Source organism: Pseudomonas sp. RT4P38 (genome assembly GCF_054897765.1).
In genome coordinates this window covers 3,565,460-3,586,374 of sequence record NZ_CM142703.1, presented here as the reverse complement: position 1 = coordinate 3,586,374, position 20,915 = coordinate 3,565,460, and the positions used below count along the sequence as shown (strand labels likewise).

General features: G+C 58.4%; 16 protein-coding genes. 2 read left to right on the top strand and 14 right to left on the bottom strand.

Annotated elements, in window-relative coordinates; all coding sequences use genetic code 11:
* The first annotated feature begins 1 nt into the window (after position 1).
* Both ACYZT7_RS16520 and ACYZT7_RS16515 read left to right on the top strand, forming a co-directional pair.
* Positions 2–1,186 (top strand): M20 aminoacylase family protein, encoded by a 1,185-nt coding sequence (locus tag ACYZT7_RS16520; protein ID WP_462037419.1) that lies wholly within the window; start codon positions 2–4, stop codon positions 1,184–1,186.
* 212 nt (positions 1,187–1,398) lie between these two features.
* Positions 1,399–2,739, top strand: coding sequence for an OprD family outer membrane porin (locus tag ACYZT7_RS16515; RefSeq protein ID WP_462037418.1), 1,341 nt, complete (start codon positions 1,399–1,401; stop codon positions 2,737–2,739).
* 84 nt (positions 2,740–2,823) lie between these two features.
* Here the strand turns inward: ACYZT7_RS16515 and ACYZT7_RS16510 are convergent, their stop codons facing one another.
* From ACYZT7_RS16510 to ACYZT7_RS16445, 14 genes are all read right to left on the bottom strand, one after another.
* Positions 2,824–3,282: a cupin domain-containing protein gene (locus ACYZT7_RS16510; RefSeq protein WP_458961943.1), complete on the bottom strand. Its 459-nt coding sequence runs from the start codon at positions 3,280–3,282 to the stop codon at positions 2,824–2,826.
* 386 nt (positions 3,283–3,668) lie between these two features.
* Positions 3,669–4,829, bottom strand: a complete 1,161-nt coding sequence (locus tag ACYZT7_RS16505) for an L-talarate/galactarate dehydratase (RefSeq protein WP_462037417.1) — start codon at positions 4,827–4,829, stop codon at positions 3,669–3,671.
* A 37-nt stretch (positions 4,830–4,866) separates the two neighbouring features.
* Positions 4,867–6,183, bottom strand: a complete 1,317-nt coding sequence (locus ACYZT7_RS16500) for an MFS transporter (RefSeq protein ID WP_462041806.1) — start codon at positions 6,181–6,183, stop codon at positions 4,867–4,869.
* A 251-nt stretch (positions 6,184–6,434) separates the two neighbouring features.
* Positions 6,435–7,487, bottom strand: a complete 1,053-nt coding sequence (locus ACYZT7_RS16495) for a LacI family DNA-binding transcriptional regulator (RefSeq protein WP_462037416.1) — start codon at positions 7,485–7,487, stop codon at positions 6,435–6,437.
* A 362-nt stretch (positions 7,488–7,849) separates the two neighbouring features.
* Positions 7,850–9,493, bottom strand: a complete 1,644-nt coding sequence (locus ACYZT7_RS16490; RefSeq protein WP_462037415.1) for an arylsulfatase — start codon at positions 9,491–9,493, stop codon at positions 7,850–7,852.
* Positions 9,494–9,547: 54 nt separating this feature from the next.
* Positions 9,548–10,342, bottom strand: coding sequence for a cyclase family protein (locus ACYZT7_RS16485; protein WP_462037414.1), 795 nt, complete (start codon positions 10,340–10,342; stop codon positions 9,548–9,550).
* Complete coding sequence (locus tag ACYZT7_RS16480; RefSeq protein WP_462037413.1) at positions 10,320–11,324, bottom strand: NAD-dependent epimerase/dehydratase family protein; 1,005 nt, start codon at positions 11,322–11,324, stop codon at positions 10,320–10,322. The genes ACYZT7_RS16485 and ACYZT7_RS16480 overlap by 23 nt, the downstream gene beginning before the upstream one ends.
* Before the next feature lie 10 nt (positions 11,325–11,334).
* Complete coding sequence (locus ACYZT7_RS16475) at positions 11,335–12,318, bottom strand: fumarylacetoacetate hydrolase family protein (protein WP_462037412.1); 984 nt, start codon at positions 12,316–12,318, stop codon at positions 11,335–11,337.
* Positions 12,315–12,896 carry a cupin domain-containing protein gene (locus tag ACYZT7_RS16470; RefSeq protein ID WP_462037411.1) on the bottom strand — a complete coding sequence of 194 codons (582 nt, stop codon included), beginning with the start codon at positions 12,894–12,896 and terminating at the stop codon, positions 12,315–12,317. Before ACYZT7_RS16470 ends, ACYZT7_RS16475 begins: the two co-directional genes overlap by 4 nt.
* A 13-nt stretch (positions 12,897–12,909) precedes the next feature.
* The gene (locus ACYZT7_RS16465; protein ID WP_462037410.1) at positions 12,910–14,157 is read right to left on the bottom strand and encodes an MFS transporter; all 1,248 of its coding nucleotides are present in this window, start codon (positions 14,155–14,157) and stop codon (positions 12,910–12,912) included.
* The gene (locus ACYZT7_RS16460; RefSeq protein WP_462037409.1) at positions 14,147–16,612 is read right to left on the bottom strand and encodes an efflux RND transporter permease subunit; all 2,466 of its coding nucleotides are present in this window, start codon (positions 16,610–16,612) and stop codon (positions 14,147–14,149) included. Before ACYZT7_RS16460 ends, ACYZT7_RS16465 begins: the two co-directional genes overlap by 11 nt.
* Before the next feature lie 4 nt (positions 16,613–16,616).
* The gene (locus tag ACYZT7_RS16455) at positions 16,617–17,711 is read right to left on the bottom strand and encodes a WD40/YVTN/BNR-like repeat-containing protein (protein WP_462037408.1); all 1,095 of its coding nucleotides are present in this window, start codon (positions 17,709–17,711) and stop codon (positions 16,617–16,619) included.
* Positions 17,712–17,772: 61 nt separating this feature from the next.
* Positions 17,773–19,161: a DUF1329 domain-containing protein gene (locus ACYZT7_RS16450; protein ID WP_462037407.1), complete on the bottom strand. Its 1,389-nt coding sequence runs from the start codon at positions 19,159–19,161 to the stop codon at positions 17,773–17,775.
* A 12-nt stretch (positions 19,162–19,173) separates the two neighbouring features.
* A complete protein-coding gene (locus ACYZT7_RS16445) occupies positions 19,174–20,871 on the bottom strand; it encodes a DUF1302 domain-containing protein (protein WP_462037406.1) in 1,698 nt (565 codons plus the stop codon).
* Positions 20,872–20,915: the final 44 nt, after the last annotated feature.

The window sequence follows — 20,915 nt, the reverse complement described above, 5'->3', positions numbered from 1 at the left end:
GATGAATACATTGAACCAAATCCAAACCCGGTCCGTTGGCGAACTTGACCTGGATGCTTTTACCCAGTTGCGCCGGGATATCCACCAGAACCCTGAACTGGGCGCGCACACCCCGCTGACCGCCGAGTTGGTGGCGGGCAAGCTCGAAGAATGGGGCTATGAGGTTCATCGCAACATTGGTGGGCATGGCTTGGTCGGCGTACTGCGTCGAGGCAATGGCACTCGCCGACTGGGCCTGCGTGCCGACATGGATGCCCTGCCGATGCAGGAGAAAAACCGCTTCCCACATGCCAGTCGAATCGAGGGACGTATGCACGGCTGCGGCCACGACGGCCATACCGCTATCCTGCTGGCTGCCGCATGGCGAATCGCTAAAGCGCCTGATTTCAATGGCACGCTCAATCTGATTTTCCAGCCTGACGAGGAAGGCCTGGGCGGCGCCAAGTCCATGATGGATGACGGTCTTTTCAAACGTTTTCCTTGCGATGCGATCTTTGCCTTGCACAATTTGCCGGGCATACCGGTGGGTACCGCTGTGGTCCAGGCCGGCCCCACCATGGCTTCCTCGGAACGTGTGAAAGTGTTGATTAAAGGTCGCGGCGGTCATGGCGCAATGCCCGAACGCGCCGTCGATCCGGTGCCGGTACTGGCCAGCCTGATCAATGCGATCCAGACAGTGAAATCGCGCAATCTCTGCGTTGATGAACACGCCGTGATCAGCATTGGCATGGTCGAGGCCGGCAGCGTCTACAACATCATTCCCGACACGGCATCGATGCTGATCAGCGTGCGTACCGATACAGCGCAGACCGAAGGCAAAATCAATCAGCGCCTGGCAGAGATCGCTCGAGGCCATGAGCAGATGTTCGGCGTTGAAATCGAATTGGAAATCACGCAACTAGCACCGGCGCTCGTCAACACAGCGGCGCAAACGCAGGTGCTGCGCCAAAGCCTGGAGCCGCTATTCAATCCCGGCCAGTTATTGCCGCACACAGCGAAGATCATGGCGACAGAAGACTTCGCGTGGATGCTGACTGAGGTCCCCGGTTGCTACTTCTTCCTGGGGAACGGTGAAGGCGAGTTTCATGGCTGCTCAGTGCATAACCCCCACTACGACTTCAATGACGAGCTGATTCGCATCGGCTCCGACTGCTGGCTGAAACTGGTGGGGGACTATCTCAACTGATGGCGCAGGCTTTAGCGGCGTCTTCATCGCTGTTTGATGACTCCGAAGTGCTCGAGCCACTGAACCAACAACCCAATACCTGTACGACCACCAGCAAGCCGCTTGCGGCCTGCTGGACAAGTCGGGCCACGCCCTGCCCGCACAATATCTTCATAACGATTACTCGGCGACTTTCTTCTGATCTGCCCTAAAAACAACAACAGGCAAAGTCTATGTATCGCAAAAGTAATTTGGCGCTTTTCACCGCTGGCTCGCTGGCGGCCGCGGTTTCTACTTCTCAGGTCCATGCCCAGGAACAAGGGTTTCTGGGGGACAGTTCACTGACACTTAATACCCGACACTGGTATTCACACGAAGTCGGCCACAAGGCCACATATTTCAAACTGCAAACACCAGACGGTGTACGCAAGCTGCGCGACCGTACTGCCTGGCTGCAAGGCGTCAGGCTCGACTTCGTCTCCGGTTTTACTGAAGGGCCGGTGAGGTTTGGGCTGGATCTTTCGACCTTCTCGGCAGTGGCGCTGGAGCGCAGCCGGACAGCGGCGGCAGGCGGCAGTAATCGAATCTTGGTGGACAAGGACGGCGATGTGGTCGATGACTGGAGCAAACTCGGTATTGCAGCGCTGAAGTTCAAGTTCGCCGACACGCTGCTCAAGGTGGGCAGGCAGCAAGTCAGGACACCGATGATGTCCTATACCGACACCCGTACGTTGCCTTCAACGTTCAATGGCGTGTCTCTGGAAAGTCATGACGTCGAAGGGTTGACGATCAAGTCGGGCTACTTCGACAAGGGCTCGCCGCGTACCGGGGCCGGAAGCCAGGATTTGACTCCTACTTACGGTTCGCCCCTGGTCACCAGTGCCTTTAACGCTTACGCCGGGGCCGACTACTTGTCGAACGCTGGCTGGCGCAGCAGCGCCTATGTCTCTCGATTCGACGATATCTGGGACCGTGAGTATCTGGGCCTGGGCATGAAAACCCACTGGGGACCGGTTAACGTCGATGTTCAATTGGATGCCTATAACACCCAGTCCAGTGGTCGCGAAATCGGTGGCAATATCGACCAGCAGGCCTACGGCCTCAGTATCACGCCCCAGTGGCGCAACCACTCGCTGAAGATCGGCCTTCAGCAAATCAAGGGCGACGAATATTTCGATTATCCCTTCGAATCCAATGCCATCAACCTGCCCAATACCATGATGTCGTTCTTCAACGGCCCCAATGAGCGCTCGATCGGGGTGTTCTACAACAACGATTGGGTCGCTTATGGTTTGCCTGGTCTCAAGACTACGCTCTGGTACATCAAGGGCATGGGCATCGACGGCAGTCATTACGACGGTGGGCCGAACGGCATCTACAACTCGGTACTCAAGCAACGGGGTGAAAGCCACTATGAAGTGGGCGTCAATGCCAGCTACACAGTGCAATCGGGCACCTTCAAGAACATCAGTCTGATCACGAGTTATTCCACCCATCGAGCCAGTGAATATCAACTGGAGGGTAATCTTGATGAGCTCAGGCTTATCGTCAACGTACCGATCAAGGTGTTCTAAGCCAACCCGTAGCATGTTGACAGATGAATGAGTGAAACGACCGCAAGGCCCACAATCGGCCTTGCGGTCCATCCACCTAGCGTTTTATTCGACGTGTTCGAACTCAGCCTTTTCGCCTTTGTCGGGAATAGAGAGAGGGGTGCCCTCGACACCCGAGTAGGTCACTATCACGACAGCCGCCTGATCGCCGGTTACGCCGCGATGGCTGGCCCCCACCGACTCAGCGAATGCTTGCCCGGCGGTCACCTTATGATGTGCCCCCGACGCCCTGTCCTCGATCGTCAATTCCCCTGACACCACGTAGGCCGCGTTAGGAACGGGATGGTGATGCCAAGGCAGTGCCGTGTGGGGAGGAATGGTAATTTCCAGTATCGAGAGTTGCGGCTGCCCCTTGGGGTAAGGCTGATAAGGCGTCCCGTCCCACGAAACGCTCTCCTTCAATGCAACTTTCGCCTTGATTTCAGGCTTGTCAGCGGCCTGTGTGACACTGGCGAGTGTGGTCGCAACGAAGAGAAGGCTGGCGCAAATATTGAGTATCTTCATGACTTCCTCATAACTGTTATTGTTCTTGAGAGGTCAGTTTCAGAGGGTTCAGCGAGCGGTGTATTGAATAATGCTGCGCATCTTTTGAATGTATCGTTTGATTCGCCACCCCGGCAACTCGTTATAGACATGATCTCAATAGCGATTTTCTTCCGCTATCCGTAGGTTGATATTCCTCAGGACATGCCTCACATGATCGTGTCCCAATACAATGGCCTGATCTAAGGGGGGAGTCTTATCCTATTGATCTGCTGGGTGCGATGGACATGCACTTATTCATGTAAAGAAGCAGTGAAAAAGATGTTTCTTCAGGTGGTTGCGAGACCGTAAGCGCGGAGAAATTTGGCCGCCCGGTGTGCAACACACACCGGGGAACCAAAGGTTCTTCAGGGACGAGCACCAACCTCAGCTTCTTCCGCTGTCCACGGTTTGACTTGCTCGCTGAGTGAAAGCCCCAAGCCCGGACGTGTGGGAACCAGCATTCTGCCGTCGCGAGTTTCCAGGCGCTCATTGAACAGCGGCTCAAGCCATTCGAAATGTTCAACCCACGGCTCGGTGGGGTATGCGGCCGCCAAGTGAACGTGTAACTCCATGGCAAAATGTGGGGCCAACATAAGCCCTGCTTGCTCGGCCATTGCGGCTACCTTCAGGTAAGGAGTAATGCCGCCTACTCGTGGTGCATCGGGCATCAGGAAGTCTGCGCCGCGCAACTTGATGAACTCGGCGTGCTCGGCAACGCTGGTGAGCATTTCACCTGTGGCAATCGGCGTATCGAATTGTTGTGCCAAAGCGGCGTGGCCTTCAGCGTCATAGCAGTCCAGCGGTTCCTCAATCCAGATCAGGTTGTACTCTTCGAACTGGCGGCACATGCGCTGGGCAGTCGGGCGATCCCATTGCTGGTTGGCATCAACCATCAGAGGGAAGTTTTCACCCAAGTGCTTGCGCACTGTGCTGACACGCTGAATATCGATGGCACAATCTGGCTGCCCGACTTTCAGTTTGATACCGCCGATGCCTTTTTCACGGGACAGGTCGGTGTTCTTCATCAACTGGTCGAGCGGAGTGTGAAGGAAGCCACCCGAGGTGTTGTAGCAGCGCACCGAATCACGTTGAGCGCCAAGCAATCGCGCTAGTGACAAGTTAGCGCGCTTGGCTTTCAAATCCCACAGAGCCACGTCGAAGGCGCCGATGGCCTGAGTGGACATGCCGCTGCGGCCTACTGACGCTCCGGCCCAGCACAGCTTGGTCCAAAGCTTGGAAATGTCACTCGGGTTCTCCCCAAGTAACGCTGGGGCGATTTCCTTTGCGTGGGCGAATTGCCCCGGCCCGCCTGCTCGTTTGGAGTAGCTGAAACCAAGGCCACGGTGACCATCGATGGTTTCGATTTCCGCAAACAAAATAGCGATCTCGGTCATCGGCTTTTGCCGGCCCGTCAGCACCTTGGCATCGCTGATCGGATTAGCCAGAGGCAAAATGACCGAAGAGACCCGAACCCAGGCAATGCGATCATCGTCGGAGGATTTGATAGATTCTTGTTGTGCGAGCATGGAGCTCTCCTTAACAGTGATGAGGTCTTGATAGCGATCAGGTACGAGGGTTGGTCAATTTGGAGTTGAGCGGAGCGCCTTCGACTGGGTTGGAAGGTAGCTCTTCAAAATCTTCGAGATGCAGGCGCTTGAGTGGCCCGACGATGAACAGGTAAGAAAACGCGCCCAGCAAACCCATACCCGCGACGTACATCAGTGCAACATCGAAGGAGCCCAGCTGGTTGATCATTACGCCGATGGCGATAGGAGTAACAATGCTGGCGAGGTTGCCGCAGAAGTTGAACATGGCGCCGCTGACCCCCATGGCCCGTGCCGGGGACACGTCACCGACGATGCACCAGCCCAGGTTGCCCACGCCTTTGGCGAAGAAGGCGACGGACATCACCAGAATCACCAAAGTGATCGACTGGGTGTAGTTGGCGACCATGATGCTGCTGGAGAGTAACAAGCCACAGATGATGGGGGTCTTGCGTGCTGCGGTGAGGCTGAAGCCTTTGCGTAGCATCCAGTCCGACCAGACGCCGCCGATCATGCCGCCCAGACATCCTGCGATGGGTGGAATAGCCGCCACCAGTCCGACCTTCAGCATGGTCATGCCTTTGGCTTCAATCAGGTAAGTCGGGAACCAGGTCAGGAAGAACCAGGTGATGGATGTCAGGCAAAACTGCCCAAGATAGATACCCGCCATCATGCGATTGCCGCCGATGGCCTTCATGCGCTTCCAACTGAATGGCGTCTTAACGTCACCAATGGTTGGCAATCCACCTCCGGCTTCGATGTAGTCGAGTTCAGCCTGGTTGGCGCGTTTGTCTTTGCGCGGTTCCTGAACCATCCGGAACCACAAGAAGCCAATCAGGATGCCGGCGCCACCTGTAACCCAAAACACGTGCTGCCAACCCCAGGTGCTGACCAGCCAGACCATCAAGGGAGTGAAGGCAGCCAGTGCAAAATACTGAGCGGACTGGAACACCGCCGTGGCCAAGCCACGTTCGTGGCGCGGAAACCACATAACGGTCAAGCGGTTATTGGCAGGAAACGCAGGTGCTTCTGCAACGCCCATCATAAATCGCAAAACAAACAGCGCGAGAAAGGCCGAACTGAACAGATCAACGTAGCCTTGCAGGAATGTAAAAACCGACCAGATGATGAGGCTCATCCCGAGAACGACGCGAGAGCCAAATCGATCGAGAATTATGCCACCAGGCAGTTGCATGGAGGTGTACGCCCAGCCGAATGCCGAAAAGGCAATGCCCATGGTCATGGCATCAAAGCCAAGATCTGTGCGCATGCTGGGGGCCGCAATGGACAGCGTCGCCCGGTCAACGTAATTGAAAACTGTGACGATGAAGATCATCACGAGGATTAGATAGCGGACGTTTGTCTTCGCTACCGATTGCGTAGGGTTGATCACTATTATTTTCCTTATTGTGAGTAAAGCATTGAATCCGTATGGCCCTTACAGCTCCTGATAGCGGCTTGATCGTGCAATGATTGCGCAATCATCAGAGTGGAGAAAAAAGGCCCGTCGATAGAGCCTTTGAACCAATACTACACTGATTGCGCAATCATTCAACCGTGCATTGGTAGGTAAAAGAGAATTTCAGGTTAGGTACTGGCGCGATCGATGAGGGTGAAGCCTGTGTCGATTCGCACAGGAGGATGACTGGCATTGGGGAATTCAAAGCGCTCAAGTAGCGCCTGAGCTACTTTCAGACCAATTGTTTTGCCATCGACGCTGACCGTCGATAGCGATGGGTAAACTTGCGCTGCGCTGCTCAAATCCCCGAAGCCCATCACTGCGAGGTCAGACGGTACATTCATCGCACGACTGGCGGCTTCTGCTAAAACACCTTGAGCTACGGTATCAGAGCTGCACACCACAATGTCAGGCCGCACCGGCTGCTCTAATAGCCGTCGAAGCCCTTCCCTGCCTACTTCGAGCGTGGCTGGCGGAGCCAAAACTTCCATGGGCACCTCTTCGATACCCTGCCGCTTCAGCTCGGCGATAAGGCTATTGCAACGGCGCAGCCCGCGAGGGTCACTGATTGTCACCACCGAGAAGCGCTTATAGCCCTTTTTCAACAAATGCCGTGCGGTCTCCTCCCCCACTTTTTCATGAGAGAAACCGACCAGCATATCTAGTGGGGCCTCGCTCAAGTCCCAGGCCTCTACTACCGGGATACCCGCCTGAGCGAGGCGGAGCCGACTTGATTCGGTGTGGAGTGTGCCAGTCAAAACAATCCCATCCGGACGCCGACCAAGAACAGCTTCAAGCAGGTTTTCTTCCTGCTCGGCGGAGTAGCCTGTAAGACCTAGCAGGGTTTGGTAGCCCGCTTGAGTCAGGCGGTCCATCAGTGATTGCACCGTGTCTGCGAAAATCGAGTTCGCGATAGTTGGGAGGAAAATCGCTACCAAACGGCTTCTATTACTCGCCAACCCCCCCGCCAGCATGTTCGATACATATCCAGTCTTGCGCACGGCTTCACGAACTTTTTCGCGAGTATCTTCGGTCACCAGTTCAGGTCTATGCAATGCCCTGGAAACGGTCATCGGCGAAACACCCGCAACCTTGGCAACATCGATCAAGGTTAGACTGGAACCCTTCTTGGCTGCTGTCATCGATGCGTCGGTGGAGGGTGCTGCTGATTTCTTTGCCATGAAGATTTCCGAATTTAAAGCTCAGTATCTGAAGCTGCGTGCCAAGCAGTCCTTTTGTCAGCCGAATCTACCAAAGACCAGCACAACATTCACGATACTTGATTTAGCTAAAACGAGTGGTATCGCTTGTTGATCCGTGTCTGTCAAAGGTTTAATCGGAGCCCGTCAGCCAAATGGCTTTATAGCGTGCGATGCCGACAAGTTGATGGCTGCCGCAAAGAATGAGGTGCGATATTATCACCCACGCACAGATCAAAAAGGGTCCGTGTCCGGTGTCTGCCCCATGCATCTGACCAGATCTATAAAGGCAGCCCTCCCCCAATATATGGAATCGCAGTTTCTGGGCACACTGAAGTCACAGGTCAATGCGCAGCAAACACCACACCCACCTGCTCGGCATACTTCAACCAAGCCTCCTTCAGTCGCTGGACCGTCTGCGGTTGGGAAGCCGCCAGGTCGGTGGTTTCGCCACGGTCCTGCGTCAGATCGAACAATTGCCATTGCACTGGCTGGGCGTTGTCGCCGAACCCCGCCTGCGGTCGCATGCCCAACAGTTTGAAGTTGCCTTCTCGGTAGTACGCATTGCCGAACAACTCTCCGGCCAGGCTATCGTTGCTGTGCGGACTGCCTTTACCGGCAAGCATGGGCAGCATTGATTTCCCGGTAATCGGGTGTTTGCCGGTATCCGTTGGCAAGGCGATACCCGCCAATTCCAGAAAGGTCGGTGCCAGGTCATCCACCCTAGCAACGCCGCGCTCCAGACCCTGCCGACGCAATGCCTCGGGCATCCGGATAATCGCCGGTACGCTGATGCCGCCTTCGGCCGTGGTGCCTTTGAACAGGTGGAACGGTGCCGCGCTGACTTCGGCCCAGCGCAACCCGTAGTCGATTTGTGATCCCTTCTGACCGAGGTTGGCATACCTGTTGTCGGTGTGCGTGCCCGGTGGATAGAACTGTGCATGGTTCTCCCCCGCTGCTCCGTTATCCGACATGAACACGATCACGGTGTTTTCGTACTGCCCGCTCTGACGCAGGTAATCGATCAGTCGACCGATATTATGGTCGAGGTTATCCACCATGGCGGCGTAGATTTCCATCTTCCGCGCTTCGATACGTTGCTGTTCAGGGCTCAGCTGCGTCCATCCCGGCAGCTTTGGATTGACCGGCAGTGGCTTGGCCGGTTGGACATCGTTGGCGATGAGGCCCAATCGCTTCATCCGCTCGATCCGCGCCAGTCGCACATTGTCATAGCCTTGGTCAAACTGCCCTTGGTATTTGTCCAGGTAGGCTTTGGGGGCTTGCAGAGGCCAATGCGGTGACGTGAATGCCGCGTAGGCGAAAAACGGCTTGCCGTCCTTTTTGCTGCTTTGCAGATAGCTGATCAACTTGTCGGTGTAGAAGTCCGAGGAGTAAAAGTTCTCCGGCAGCTCTACGTCTTTGCCGTTTTCCCTGTAGTGCACCTGTTCGATCTTTGCCGGTTCGACACTGGACGGCTTGAAGTGCGATGCGCCGCCCTCCAGCAAGGTGAAGGATTGCTCGAACCCCCGTTTATCTGGCCCTTGATCCGGTTCCAGGCCCAAGTGCCATTTCCCTACCATGAGCGTGCTATAACCACCCTGTTTCAGCAGCTCGGCAATCGAGTATGAACGCTGGTTCAGATAGCCCTCATACCCAGGCTTGCCTCGTTGAAATGGCTGCAAGGCTTCCGCCATAGTGCCGAGCCCGGCAAGGTGGTTGTCGGTGCCGGACATCAGCATCGAGCGCGTAATCGAACAGGTCGGCGCAGCATACATGTTGGTGAACTGAAGGCCGCCCCTGGCCAATTGATCAAGGCTAGGGGTGCTGATTTCTCCGCCATAGCTGCCCAGGTCGGAATAACCCAGGTCATCGGCCACGATCAGCAGAATATTGGGTTGCGCTGAATCAGCGCTGGCCGCCAGCACCAGGCTGCTACTCAGCACCAGCGCGGTCATCAGTAACGTTTGAGGCAGACGCAAAAGAGCCATGTGTTCTCTCTTATTGTGTTTTACAGGGGACGGTTCTCTGTTTGACGGCGCGGCTTATTCTTCGAAGATCGCCACCGCTCGTACAAAACCGGCTGATGCGTGTTTGATCTTGTAGGGAAAACACGAGACCACGAATCCATTGGCCGGCAGGGATTCCAGGTTGGCGAGCTTTTCCATTTGCCCATACCCGATATCGCGCCCGGCCTTGTGCCCTTCCCAGATGATCGAGGCATCGCCGTCGGCGGCGAAACGCTCGCGGGTGTATTTGAACGGAGCATCCCAGCTCCAGGCGTCGGTGCCGACCACCCGAACGCCCCGCTCCAGTAGATACAAGGTGGCTTCACGGCCAATTCCGACCCCGGCATCCAGGTAACCCTGCTGTCCGAACAATGCACCGGCACGGGTGTTGATCAGCACGATATCCAGAGGCTGCAATTGATGGCCAATGCGCGCCAGTTCGGTTTCGATTTCGTCAGCCGTCACAACATGACCATCCTCCATATGCCGAAAATCCAGTTTCACCCCCGGTTGCAGGCACCAATCCAGTGGCAACTCGTCGATACCGAAAGCTGGCTGACCGCCGTCAGTGGTCGAGGCGTAGTGCCAGGGCGCATCCATGTGCGTTCCGCTATGGGTGGTGATCTGCAAACGTTCGGCAGCCCAGGATTCGTTGCCCGGCATCTGCTCGAGTTGCAGCCCCGGGAACATAGCGGCCATCTCGGGCCAGCCCTGCTGGTGATCCATGTAGTCGATCTTCGGCAGAAGCGGTGGTGGATCGGTGTAAGGGTTGTTGTCGAGGGTGACAGAAAGGTCCACGAGACGACGTTTAGGCTTGGTGGGCAGTGACATGAAGAGTGTCTCCGATCAGAGGTAGATTTCGGGGGGCAGCGGGGTTCAGTGCATTTCGGACCAACGCGGCGGCAGTCCGGTCATGGTTGAAGCCGGCGGCACGGGACTGGGGGGTTTTCAAAGGTGGCATGCGGCCGAACTGCGCTTCCAGTGCGAAGTCGGGCACGTAGCTGATCAAGCTTCGACGCTCCTGCCCATAGCGCTCGGCCATTGCGTCGACCACCTGGCTGATGGACAAATGCAGCACCGGCAACTGCCACACCCGTTGGGCTTCGAGCACGGCACCATCCAGTTCGGCGGCGTGGATCAGGTTGTTCACGCAACAGCGGGCCGACATCCACCACGCCGTCGCCTCTGGCGAGACCGGGCATTGATAGCGTTCACCGTCGGCAAACGCCCGCATCAGGTCGCTCATGAACGCCGAGCGCAATCCATTGGGCTCACGAGGCCGTGCGACGATACCCGGCAAGCGCAACACCCTACCCTCTACATCGCCCCGCCGGGCAAGGTCGGTAACGGCGCTTTCCACCATGGCTTTGTGGGTGGCATAGGACAACTCGGGCCGCAGTTCGGCTGTTTCATTCATGCGTACAGGCAGTTGACCGCCGTACACCGCAATGCTGCTGGCGTACACCAAAACAGGTGGCTGGTCTCTGTTGCGCAATTGGTTGAGCAGTTCAAGGCTGGCCAGCAGGTTGACCTGATAGCCAAGGTCGTACTGCACCTCAGCCGCGCCACCGGGAATACTGACCAGGTGGAACACCACATCGATGCCGTCGGCCAACACCCGGCGCATCAGTGCCGGATCGGTCACGCTACCAAAATGACGGCGCAGCCGGGCATCCTCCGGCAAGCCCTGCAGGTCCCTGTCCAGCACCAACAACGAACCGATGCTCTGGCCGCGCAAACTGCCCCGCGCCAGCAGGCAACGCACCAACTCCCGTCCGACAAATCCGTTCGCGCCGGTAATCAACACACGCATAGAGCGCCCCTCAGCCTTGGGCCTGAACGACACGTTGATCGATCGCCCCGAACAACGACTGGCCATCGTTATCCAAAACGTCCATGTGCACGCGGTCGCCAAAGCGCATGAAGCCGGTTTGCGCGGCTCCCTGCTCGATCATTTCGATGGCACGGCGCTCAGCGATGCAGGCCGACCCGGCACTGCGCTCGGCATTTGAGACGGTGCCGGAACCGATCAACGTGCCCGCGCGCAACCGGCGAGTCAGCGCGGCATGGGCGATCAACTGGCCAAAGTTGAAATTCATCTGCCCGCCGTGGGGCTGACCGAACCACTGGCCATTCCAGTGCACCTGCAAAGGCAGATGCACTCGACCGTCACGCCAGGCGTCACCCAACTCGTCTGGGGTGATGGCCAGTGGCGCGAAACTGGATGATGGTTTGGCCTGCAGGAACCCGAAACCCGTGCGCATCTCACGTGGAGCCAGGGCGCGCAAACTGACGTCGTTGATTTGCAAAACCAATTTGATGTGCCGCAGCGCCTGTAGCGCGTCGCACCCCATCGGCACCTCATCCACCAGCACCCCGAACTCGCCTTCGAAGTCGATGCCCTGGCTTTCGCTCGGCAATGCAATGTCGTCGCGCGGGCCGATGAAATCGTCACCGGCGCCCTGGTACATCAGCGGAGTGTGTTCAACGCCGTCGATGGGCTCAAGATTGAACGCTTTCTGCATCAAGGCGCCGTGGCTGAGAAATGCCGAGCCGTCGCACCACTGATAGGCGCGGGGTAAAGGCGCCATGGCCTGGGCGGGATCAAACGGGAAAGCGCCTGTCGCTGCGCCCGCATTCAATTCGCTGGACAACGCCTGCAAGCGCGGCTCGACACTGCTCCAGTTTTCGATGGCGTGTTGCAAGGTGGGTGCCACTGAACCGGCATCCAGAGCCCAGGCGAGATCCCGCGAGACGACGACGAGTCGCCCGTCACGACTTTTGTTTTTCAAGGTGGCGAGTTTCATGCTGATGTTCCTTGTCCGTTGGCCAACTCGGCGCCAAAGCGCCCGTCGAGCAGAATGAAGACCATGCGCGCCATCGCTTCGGTGCGGTTGCTCCAGGCATGGTTGGTACCGCGCTGGACCACGACGTCGCCGCGCTTGAGGTGCACCTCTTCCTCATCCAATACCAGCCACACCTCACCCTCGGTGACGATGCCGTAGTCGAGGGTTTCGGTGCGGTGCATCAACTTGTGCTTTGAGCCGGGCTGGCTGGTGCCGGCGTGGGACTCACCATTTTCTGCGAATGCTGCCGCGGCACTTTCAGCACTGACCTGGTTCTGCACGCTGTCCGGGGGAATATCCACTACCCGAATCACGCTGCCCAAGGGGCCGGGGCTCAGTTGCAAGGGTTTGTTGCTGGGGTCACTGGCGTTGTCGAGTAAAACCGGGCTGGTGCTGCTGTTCCACAGTTCATGAAACACCGTGCCCGGCACCGACGACAAAGGGAACACGTTCGGCGTCGGCCCGTTGCTGGCGACAATGGCCTGGCCATGTTTGTCGTGACCGGTGACCACTCGTTTGAATTCAGGTAGCGCTTGCATGGAAAATCCTCGATCAGTTTTCGTCGCCGATGCTGGGGCCACCAACAACATTCGCGTGGGGCAACATGCCACCGAGCCTGGGTACGGCCAGACACAAAACCGCCACCAGCAGTTGCAACCCACCCACAATGGCCAAAGCATGGGGCAGGACCGTAGGGTCACCCTGGGTCACAGCGAGCACCACCAGGGGGCTGCTGAATTCGCCGGCGAAGATGGCCGCGGTAAAACACCCGGCCGCCCGCCCGCGTTGATGGAAATTGACTTGCGACATGATCCAGGTGATCAGCGTTGGCAACATCAGGCCAATGCCCAGGCCGTTGATAGTCACTGCGACCACCACCTGAACATGGGTCAAGGCGTCAGCCATCAACAACCCGCCGCTGCCCGCCAGCACATAGGCGATCAACAACATGTGCTGCCCACGCATCCCACTGAACAGACGAAAACTCAAGGCGCCGACGAGCACGCCCAGTTGGTTGGCGCCCATGGACATGCCGATCTGTTGCGGTGCATCCACGTGCAGCAGATTGAGCAGGTAACCGGCCTGCACCGGCACGATAAACAGGCTCAACCCCGCCAACAGCGACAACACATACAGGGGCGTGAGCGAGCGCCACGGAAACAGGCCGACGGGCACCGACTGGGTGGTTGGCCCGGGTTGCGGACCGGCCTGTGGCTCCCACAGTTTCCAGGCCATCAGCGGCAGGAAAACCAGGCCTACGGCGTACAGCGCAAACGGCGTGCGCCAGTCGTTTTGCCCGAGGAAGCCACCCAGCGCAATGAACACCGCAGCCGACAACGAGGTCGCGACCATCTGCAAGGCAAACAGACGCTCACGCCTGGCGCCGCTGTAGTAGTCGCCCATCAGCGTGGTGCAGCAGGTCATGATCCCCGCCTCGGCCAGGCCGATACCCGCACGACTGAGTACGATCGCCGGCAGCGAGTCGAGCCACAGCGGCAGCACACCGCAGAGCACATACACCGACATGCTCGCCAGTAGCAACGGCTTGCGCCCCATCCGATCGGCGATCAGCCCGGCGAACGGCGCCAGCAGGGCAATCATCAGGGCCGGCAAGGTCAACACTACCGGTACCAGCACACTGCTGCCGGGCACGTCGGCAAAATGCGCCTGCATCCGTGGCAACACAGGGGCCAGCAACACCGCGCCCAGCACCGGCAGACAGCTGCCTAGAAGCAACAACAGCGATTGCGACCATCCGGCTTGGCGGATGGGCTTTACTGCAACGGCATTAGCGACCATGGCACTGCTCCTTGATGCGCAGGTTTTGAACGTTGGTAACTAACTTCGTATCGGAACTCGCGACGTTGAGCGCCATCACTGGCCCCTGCGCCTCGGTGCGTGCGGGCAACAGGAAGTACGCCAGTGCCGGCAGTAATACCAAGGCGCCGACCATGTTCCAGACGAACATGAAGGCCAGCAGCACGCCCATGTCCGCCTGGAACTTGATTGGAGAAAACGTCCAGGTAGCCACGCCAATAGCCAGGGTGATCCCGGTCAGCATCACCACCTTGCCGGTGGACACCAGCGCACGGTAATAGGCTTCGGACAGACTCGCCCCTTGGCGCAGGTGCCCCAAGAGGATGCTCATTACGTACAGCGCATAGTCGACGCCGATGCCCACGCCCAAAGCGATGACAGGCAGCGTGGCGACTTTCACCCCGATGTTCAGCCAGACCATCAAGGCTTCGCAGAGGATCGACGTCAGCATCAAAGGAATTACCGCGCATAGCGTGGCGCGCCACGACCGGAAGGTGATCAGGCACAGCAAAATCACCGCTCCGTAGACCCACACCAGCATCTCGCGATTGGCTTGCTTGACGACGATATTGGTCGCCGCTTCGATACCGGCGTTGCCGGCAGCCAGCAGGAATTGCACCTCGTCAGTGTTGTTCTCTGCGGCAAATTTCTCCACGTGCTCGACCAGCCGGGTCAGCGTCTCGGCTTTGTGGTCAGTGAGGTAGGCGTACAAGGTCAAGAGACTGCAATCTTCGTTGTACAAGCCACGGGGCGCGCTGGCGGTGATCATGTTGAGCATCGCCTGATTGTTCTGTAGCTCGTACCATTTCGGGTTGCCTTCACTGAGACCGACCAGCATGCGGCGGTTGAGCAAGGCCAGCGAGTTGGTCGAGTCGACGCCCGGCAAGGCGCGCAGTTGCCAATCCAGGGCGTCGACTTTGGCCAGAATGTCGTAGCGCGCACAGCTGCTGGCCGGGGTTTTGACCATCACCGCGAACAGGTCGCTGCTGGCGCCGTAATGCCGGGTCAGAAAGGCATCGTCCTGGTTGTAGCGCGAATCCGCCCGCAGCTCCGGTGCACCGGCGTCGAGGTCGCCGATTTTCAGTTGCAGGCTGACCACAAAACCAAGCGCCGCCAATGCAAGGCTGATGGCGATGCACAGGCTGGCCCAGCGACGATGGGTGAACAAGTCAAGAAAGCGCCAGAACCCATGGCGCGTCTGACCGTTTTGCTCGGCCTGTTCGCTTTTGAGGCTCAGTTGTGCCGCACGCGGCGTGACGCCGACATAGGACAGCAGCACGGGTAACAGAATCAGGTTGGTGAAAATCAGCACTGCCACGCCGATACTGGCGATCACTGCAAGGTCTTGAATGACCTGGATCTTGATCAGCATCAGCACCGCGAAACCCACGGCATCACACAAAAGCGCTGTCAGCCCCGCCAGGAACAGCCGCCGGAAGGTGAAGCGCGCGGCGACCACCCGGTGCATGCCGCGGCCGATGTCCTGCATGATGCCGTTCATTTTCTGCGCGCCGTGACTCATGCCGATGGCGAACACCAGGAATGGCACCAGCACCGAATACGGGTCCAACTGGTAGTTCAGCAACGGCAGCAAACCGAGTTGCCAGACCACCGCCACCAGCGAACACAACACCACCAGCACCGTGCTACGCAGGCAACGGGTGTACCAGAAAAGCACGGCGGTGGTGATCAGGATCGCGACGGCGAAGAACAGCAGGATCTGCTTCAGACCGGCAATCAGGTCACCGACTTTTTTTGCGAAACCGGTGATGTGGATTTCGATTTTGTCGCTTTGCCAGGTGCTGCGCAGGGTTTCCAGTTGCTCGGACAGCACTGCGTAATCAAGCGGCTTGCCATCAGTGGTGGCGGCCAGCAACGGCACATAAATGATGCTGGAGGTCTGGTCGAACGCCACCAACTGACCGAGTTCATTGGAGCGCTGCACATTACGCCGCAGCGCATCGAGGTTGGCTGCGGTGCTGCTGTAGTCATCCGGTATCACCGGGCCGCCGTCGAGGCCGTCTTCGGTCACGGCGACCCAGCGGGTGGCCGGTGTCCATAGCGATTTCATGTAGGCCCGGTCGACACCCGGCAGCAGATAGAGCTGATCGCTCAGGGCCTGCAGGGTTTTCAGGTACTCGGCGTCGTAGATCTCGCCCTGCCGGTTGGCCACCACAATGCGCAGGGCATTACCCAGGCCACTGAGCTGTTTCTGGTGCTCAAGGTAATTGGCAATGTACGGCTGCTGGGTGGGAATCATCTTTTCAAAGCTGGCATTGAGCTCGATACGGGTGGCTTGATAACCCAGTACCAGTGTTGTCAGCACACACACCAACAGCACCCACAGGCGGTGGTTGAACAGTGTGCGTTCCACCACTGAACCGGAGCGTGGATCGAAATTCGCCAGGCTTGCCGTGGCGTTGTCGAAAGACTTCATAACCTCACTCCGAAGCGGTGGCGATTGACGGCGATACGCGCGTCAACCCAGTGAAACCAGCCAGCGTCAGGCTGCCGTCGGCGGCCTGTAGAACGCTGGAAACGGGTTTGCCGAGCGGTTTGCCATAGGGTTCGAGCAGTGCACCGGGCAGGCTGCTGGTACGAAACAGGGCACCACTCTGGTTGACCAGCAGTAACTGGCCGTCCTCGGTACGGATTGCATCGCTGAAAGACACCGGCAGCGAAACCGGCGCCGGCTGGAAGTTCTGGCCGAGGTCGCTGGAGGTAAACGCGTTGCCCTTCAAACCGGCGACCAGCAAGACGCCGTCATCGCGTATTTGCAGGGTGAAAAAGCTTCCCGCGTAGGGGCTTTCCAGCTGGCTGAATGACTGGCCGGCATCGTCCGAGCGAGCGAGGTAACCCTGCTCCCCGGCCAAAAACCAGTGCTCGCCCTGTTGCGCGATGGCGGACAAGTGCGCGCCCAGCGGGTTGTCGATTTGGCCGATGATGGACTGCCAGGTGGTGCCGCCATCGTCAGTCTCGAAGGCCAGGCCGTACGCCCCGACGATCAGGCCGTGTCTGTCATCTACGAACTGCAGCGCCAGAAAGGGCTTGTCAGCCCCCTCGCGGGCCAAACGTTCCGCCGTCTGCACACGTGCGGCCGCGGCATCCTGATCGCGCGCGCTGGACAATTGCTGCCTGGCGGCGGTCAACTCAAGTTGTGCCGCACGCCGCCCATCCAGCTGTACGACCCAGTGTTCACCGCCGTCGTGGGAGGCCAGCACGACACCTGCATGCCCGACGGCCCAGCCTGTGCTGGCGTTTACAAACTGCACCGCAGTAAGGCTGACCGAAACCGGTACCGCCGCTTGGCGCCAGCTTGCACCGTTGTCATCGGAGAGCAGCACGATGCCCCGCTCCCCCACTGCCACCAGCCGCGTGCCTGCCCGAGCCAGGTCCAGCAGCACCGCGTGTTGTGCTTGGGGCACCTGCATCGCCGGAGTGTTCAGCGCGTCGCCCACCGCAGCGGCCTGAGCCAGGCTCAATGGCAACGCCATAAGCCACATCAGTCGACCAACCACCTGACAAATTCTGTTCATTACCGACCTCGAAAACCCTGTGAAACCGGGTCACGATCCGCGAACCGTGACCCGGTCTGACTCAACGAACCCCGGCACCCGCCATCGCCGCCGGCGAGAACTCGGAGGACTTGTAGCGGTCCACCATGCCGTACTGCTCGGGCTGGCCGGTGTAGACGTTCTGAATAAACCAGGCGCCGGAGGTCAGGTCGTAAAAGCCTGAGGACAACTGCGCTTGTGCTGGCAGGTCTGGCAGCACTGCCGGTAGCGACCACAGTGTTTTGGCGAGTTGGCCGTTGGCGTCCCAGCGATCGCCCAACATGGCTTGCCAAGTGTCTTCATCGAGGTAGTAGCGTCCCTTTGGCAATTGGTGACGCTTGCCCGGTGCCAGTTCCGCCTCCACCACCCATACCCGGTGCAACTCCCAGCGCACGTAGTCGGGGCTCATGTGATGGGCGAGGAACAGATCCTCAGGTTTGCTCGCGGTCTGCACTTTGTTGGTGTTGTAGGGGATGTACATCTCCTGCTTGCCCACCAGCTTCCAGTCGAAGCGATCCATGCGGCCCTGAAACACGCTCAGTTCGTCGAACGACATCACCCCGGCGGTCGCCGGTGTCGGTGTATCGCAGCAGGCATTCGGCAGCTTGCGTACGCGGCGTTGACCGGTCAGGTAAACGTGCGCCTGGGACAGATCGCCATTGAGGTTGGTGCGACCCATGATCTGCTCGCCGGCGCGCAGTGGTGGCCCGACGTTGAGCAGGCGGAACAACCAGTAATCGCCGGCAAAGGATTCAGGCGAACCGTCCTGGTAGTAGTACGGCATTTCCTGAATGGCCTGGCCGTCGGTGGTCATCACCTGTTTGCCATCAGCGGTCATCAGATAGTGACGAAAGTGCATCGACAGCGAGGTACCGCGCCAATTGAGCAAGTGGTTCCACATGGCTTCAGCGCCGTTTTGCGGTATCGGGAACGGAATCCCGCCGAAGGCACCTTGCGGGACGGGGCCGGCGCTGCTGTCGACCAGTTTGGCGCGTGTCGCGTTTTTCAGCGTGTTGTCATACACCCACTGAGGGGCAGCGGCCGTACGCCGTGTCGGGTAAACGTCGATGCGATAAGTGTCCGGGAAACGCTTGAACATTTCCTTGGTGCCATCGCTGAGTTTGCCGGCGTACTGTGCGAGGTTTTTCGAGGTAATGCTGAACAGCGGCTTGTCTGCGGCGAACGGATCGCTGCGTTTGCCGCCTTCCTTGAACGACGGGTCGACCTTGGTGTATCCACCGTCCCAGGCAGGAATAGTGCCCTCGGCATTACCGGCACGCTCGGCGCCGAAAGGTGTCAGGTTCTTCGACAGTTTGGCAGCGTCTTCAGCCGTCGCGGCAAGCGTGATCTGGCTGCAAATGGCCAGGCTTCCGAGCAGCGCGAAGCACAAGGCCTTGAGCTTGAATGCTGCGATTTTATTGTTGTTGATCATGCGCAAGTCCTCTTAAAACGTGGTCTTGACGGAGAAAGCCAGGTAGTCCCGGTCTTTCAGCGATTGCTTGTAATTGAACTGGCTGGCCGCGTTGAGGTTGGTGTCCTCGGGGCCGTAGTAATGCGTATAGGTCAGGCCGGCAGTCACGCGGTCGAGGTAGGTCGCGGTGATACCAATATTCATATCGCCGCCTTTGTCCGATCCGAATGTGCTGACAACTGCCGACTTGCCGAGCGGGAAGTAACTGAGGCCAATCGGAATGCTGATGTCGATACCGGAGAAAAACTGGCGATAGGTTGGGGTGTAAACCATCTTGAAGCCGAGGCCGTCATCGGTGGCATTGGGGTCGAGCGCGGCACGGTTTTTCGTGACACTGAGCAGGCGGTTCCAGGCGATCTCGCCGACGAATCCCGACTCTTTGGCAATGAAACTCGGCCCGAACGAGGCCAGCACGTTGAGGTTGACGTGAGCGGTACGGCCGACGGCGTAAAGCGGATTGTTGTCGTTGTCGGCGTCAACGCCTGGCAAAACGGTCTGGCCGTTGGAAACCAGCGGCATGTTCCAGCGCATCGACGCTTCACCAGCGAAGCTGTATTCCTCGACCGTGGTGGAAAAACTGGCGCCCAAGGCGCGGATGTCTTCCGGGTACACCCAGTAGTAATCACCGATTTGTCCGGTACTAAAATTCGGCGTACCCGTGGACGGCCGCAGGTAAAGCTTCGGTGTCTTGTCGTGGTACTGAATAGCGTAAAGGCCGTACTCAACCGTTTCCGCGCTGTACTTCAACTGCAGGCCGCCCTGCCCCGAACTTTTCGCTTCCTTGTCATTGCCGTGGAAGAACGCCGCCGGGCTGCTGGCGTTGCCACCCAGAAATGCCGGAAATGGCGTGCCGACGATCAAGCGTTCGTTACCTTCACCAATGGTGTCGCTGGTGGAGAAGTAACTGCCCGCGCCAGGCAGGCGCGTTTCTTCCCACTCCAGCTGGTAGAACGCGCCCAGAGATACGTCATCGGTCAGTTGAAAAGTGCCCGACAGTTGATTGACCGGACGGGTGATTTCCTTGAACTGGGTGTTAGGTACCGACTGTGCTTTAACCACGTCGACCGGCGCCATGTCACCGGCAATGCCGTTGGCCCCGAAGAACAGGCTTTCGCCCCAGATCAACCCGTGGCGACCGGCACGTACGGACGTGGCGCGATCGGCGATCTCGCCATTCCAATACACAAACGCGTCCAGCAACTCACCATCGCCGCCGTGCAGATGGCGGGTGTCATCGGTAAATTCGTCGTAGGCTACCGAACGCGCGTTGGCACGCGCCGGGTTGTCGTTATCGTTATCGTGCTGGTATTCGGTGTCGTACCAGGCGGCACCACTGAGGCGCGCACCGACGTTTTTAAAGGACATGTCCAGTTCGGAAAGGATGTCAGTACGGTTGGAGATCAGGCCCTTCTTAAAGGCGCGATCACCATCGTCCTGGTTAAGCGCGACCTGACCCTCGGTCAGTTTGTGGCTGGGATTCTGGGTTCGCCACGCGGCGCTGTATTTCACCGTGTTATCCCAACGCAGCTTGAAGTCGGGATTGCCGGTGTCCACTTGAAAGGCATGGGCCGCCTGGCTGCACAGCACCAACGCCGCGGCCAAACTGAAACCAAAGGGTGCAGACATGCTGACCTGGCGGCGCGCGAGCGTCGCAGTCGTAGAGCTAACCATCGCGTTAACCTCTTGTTTTTATAGTGGTAACTGCTGTGGATGAA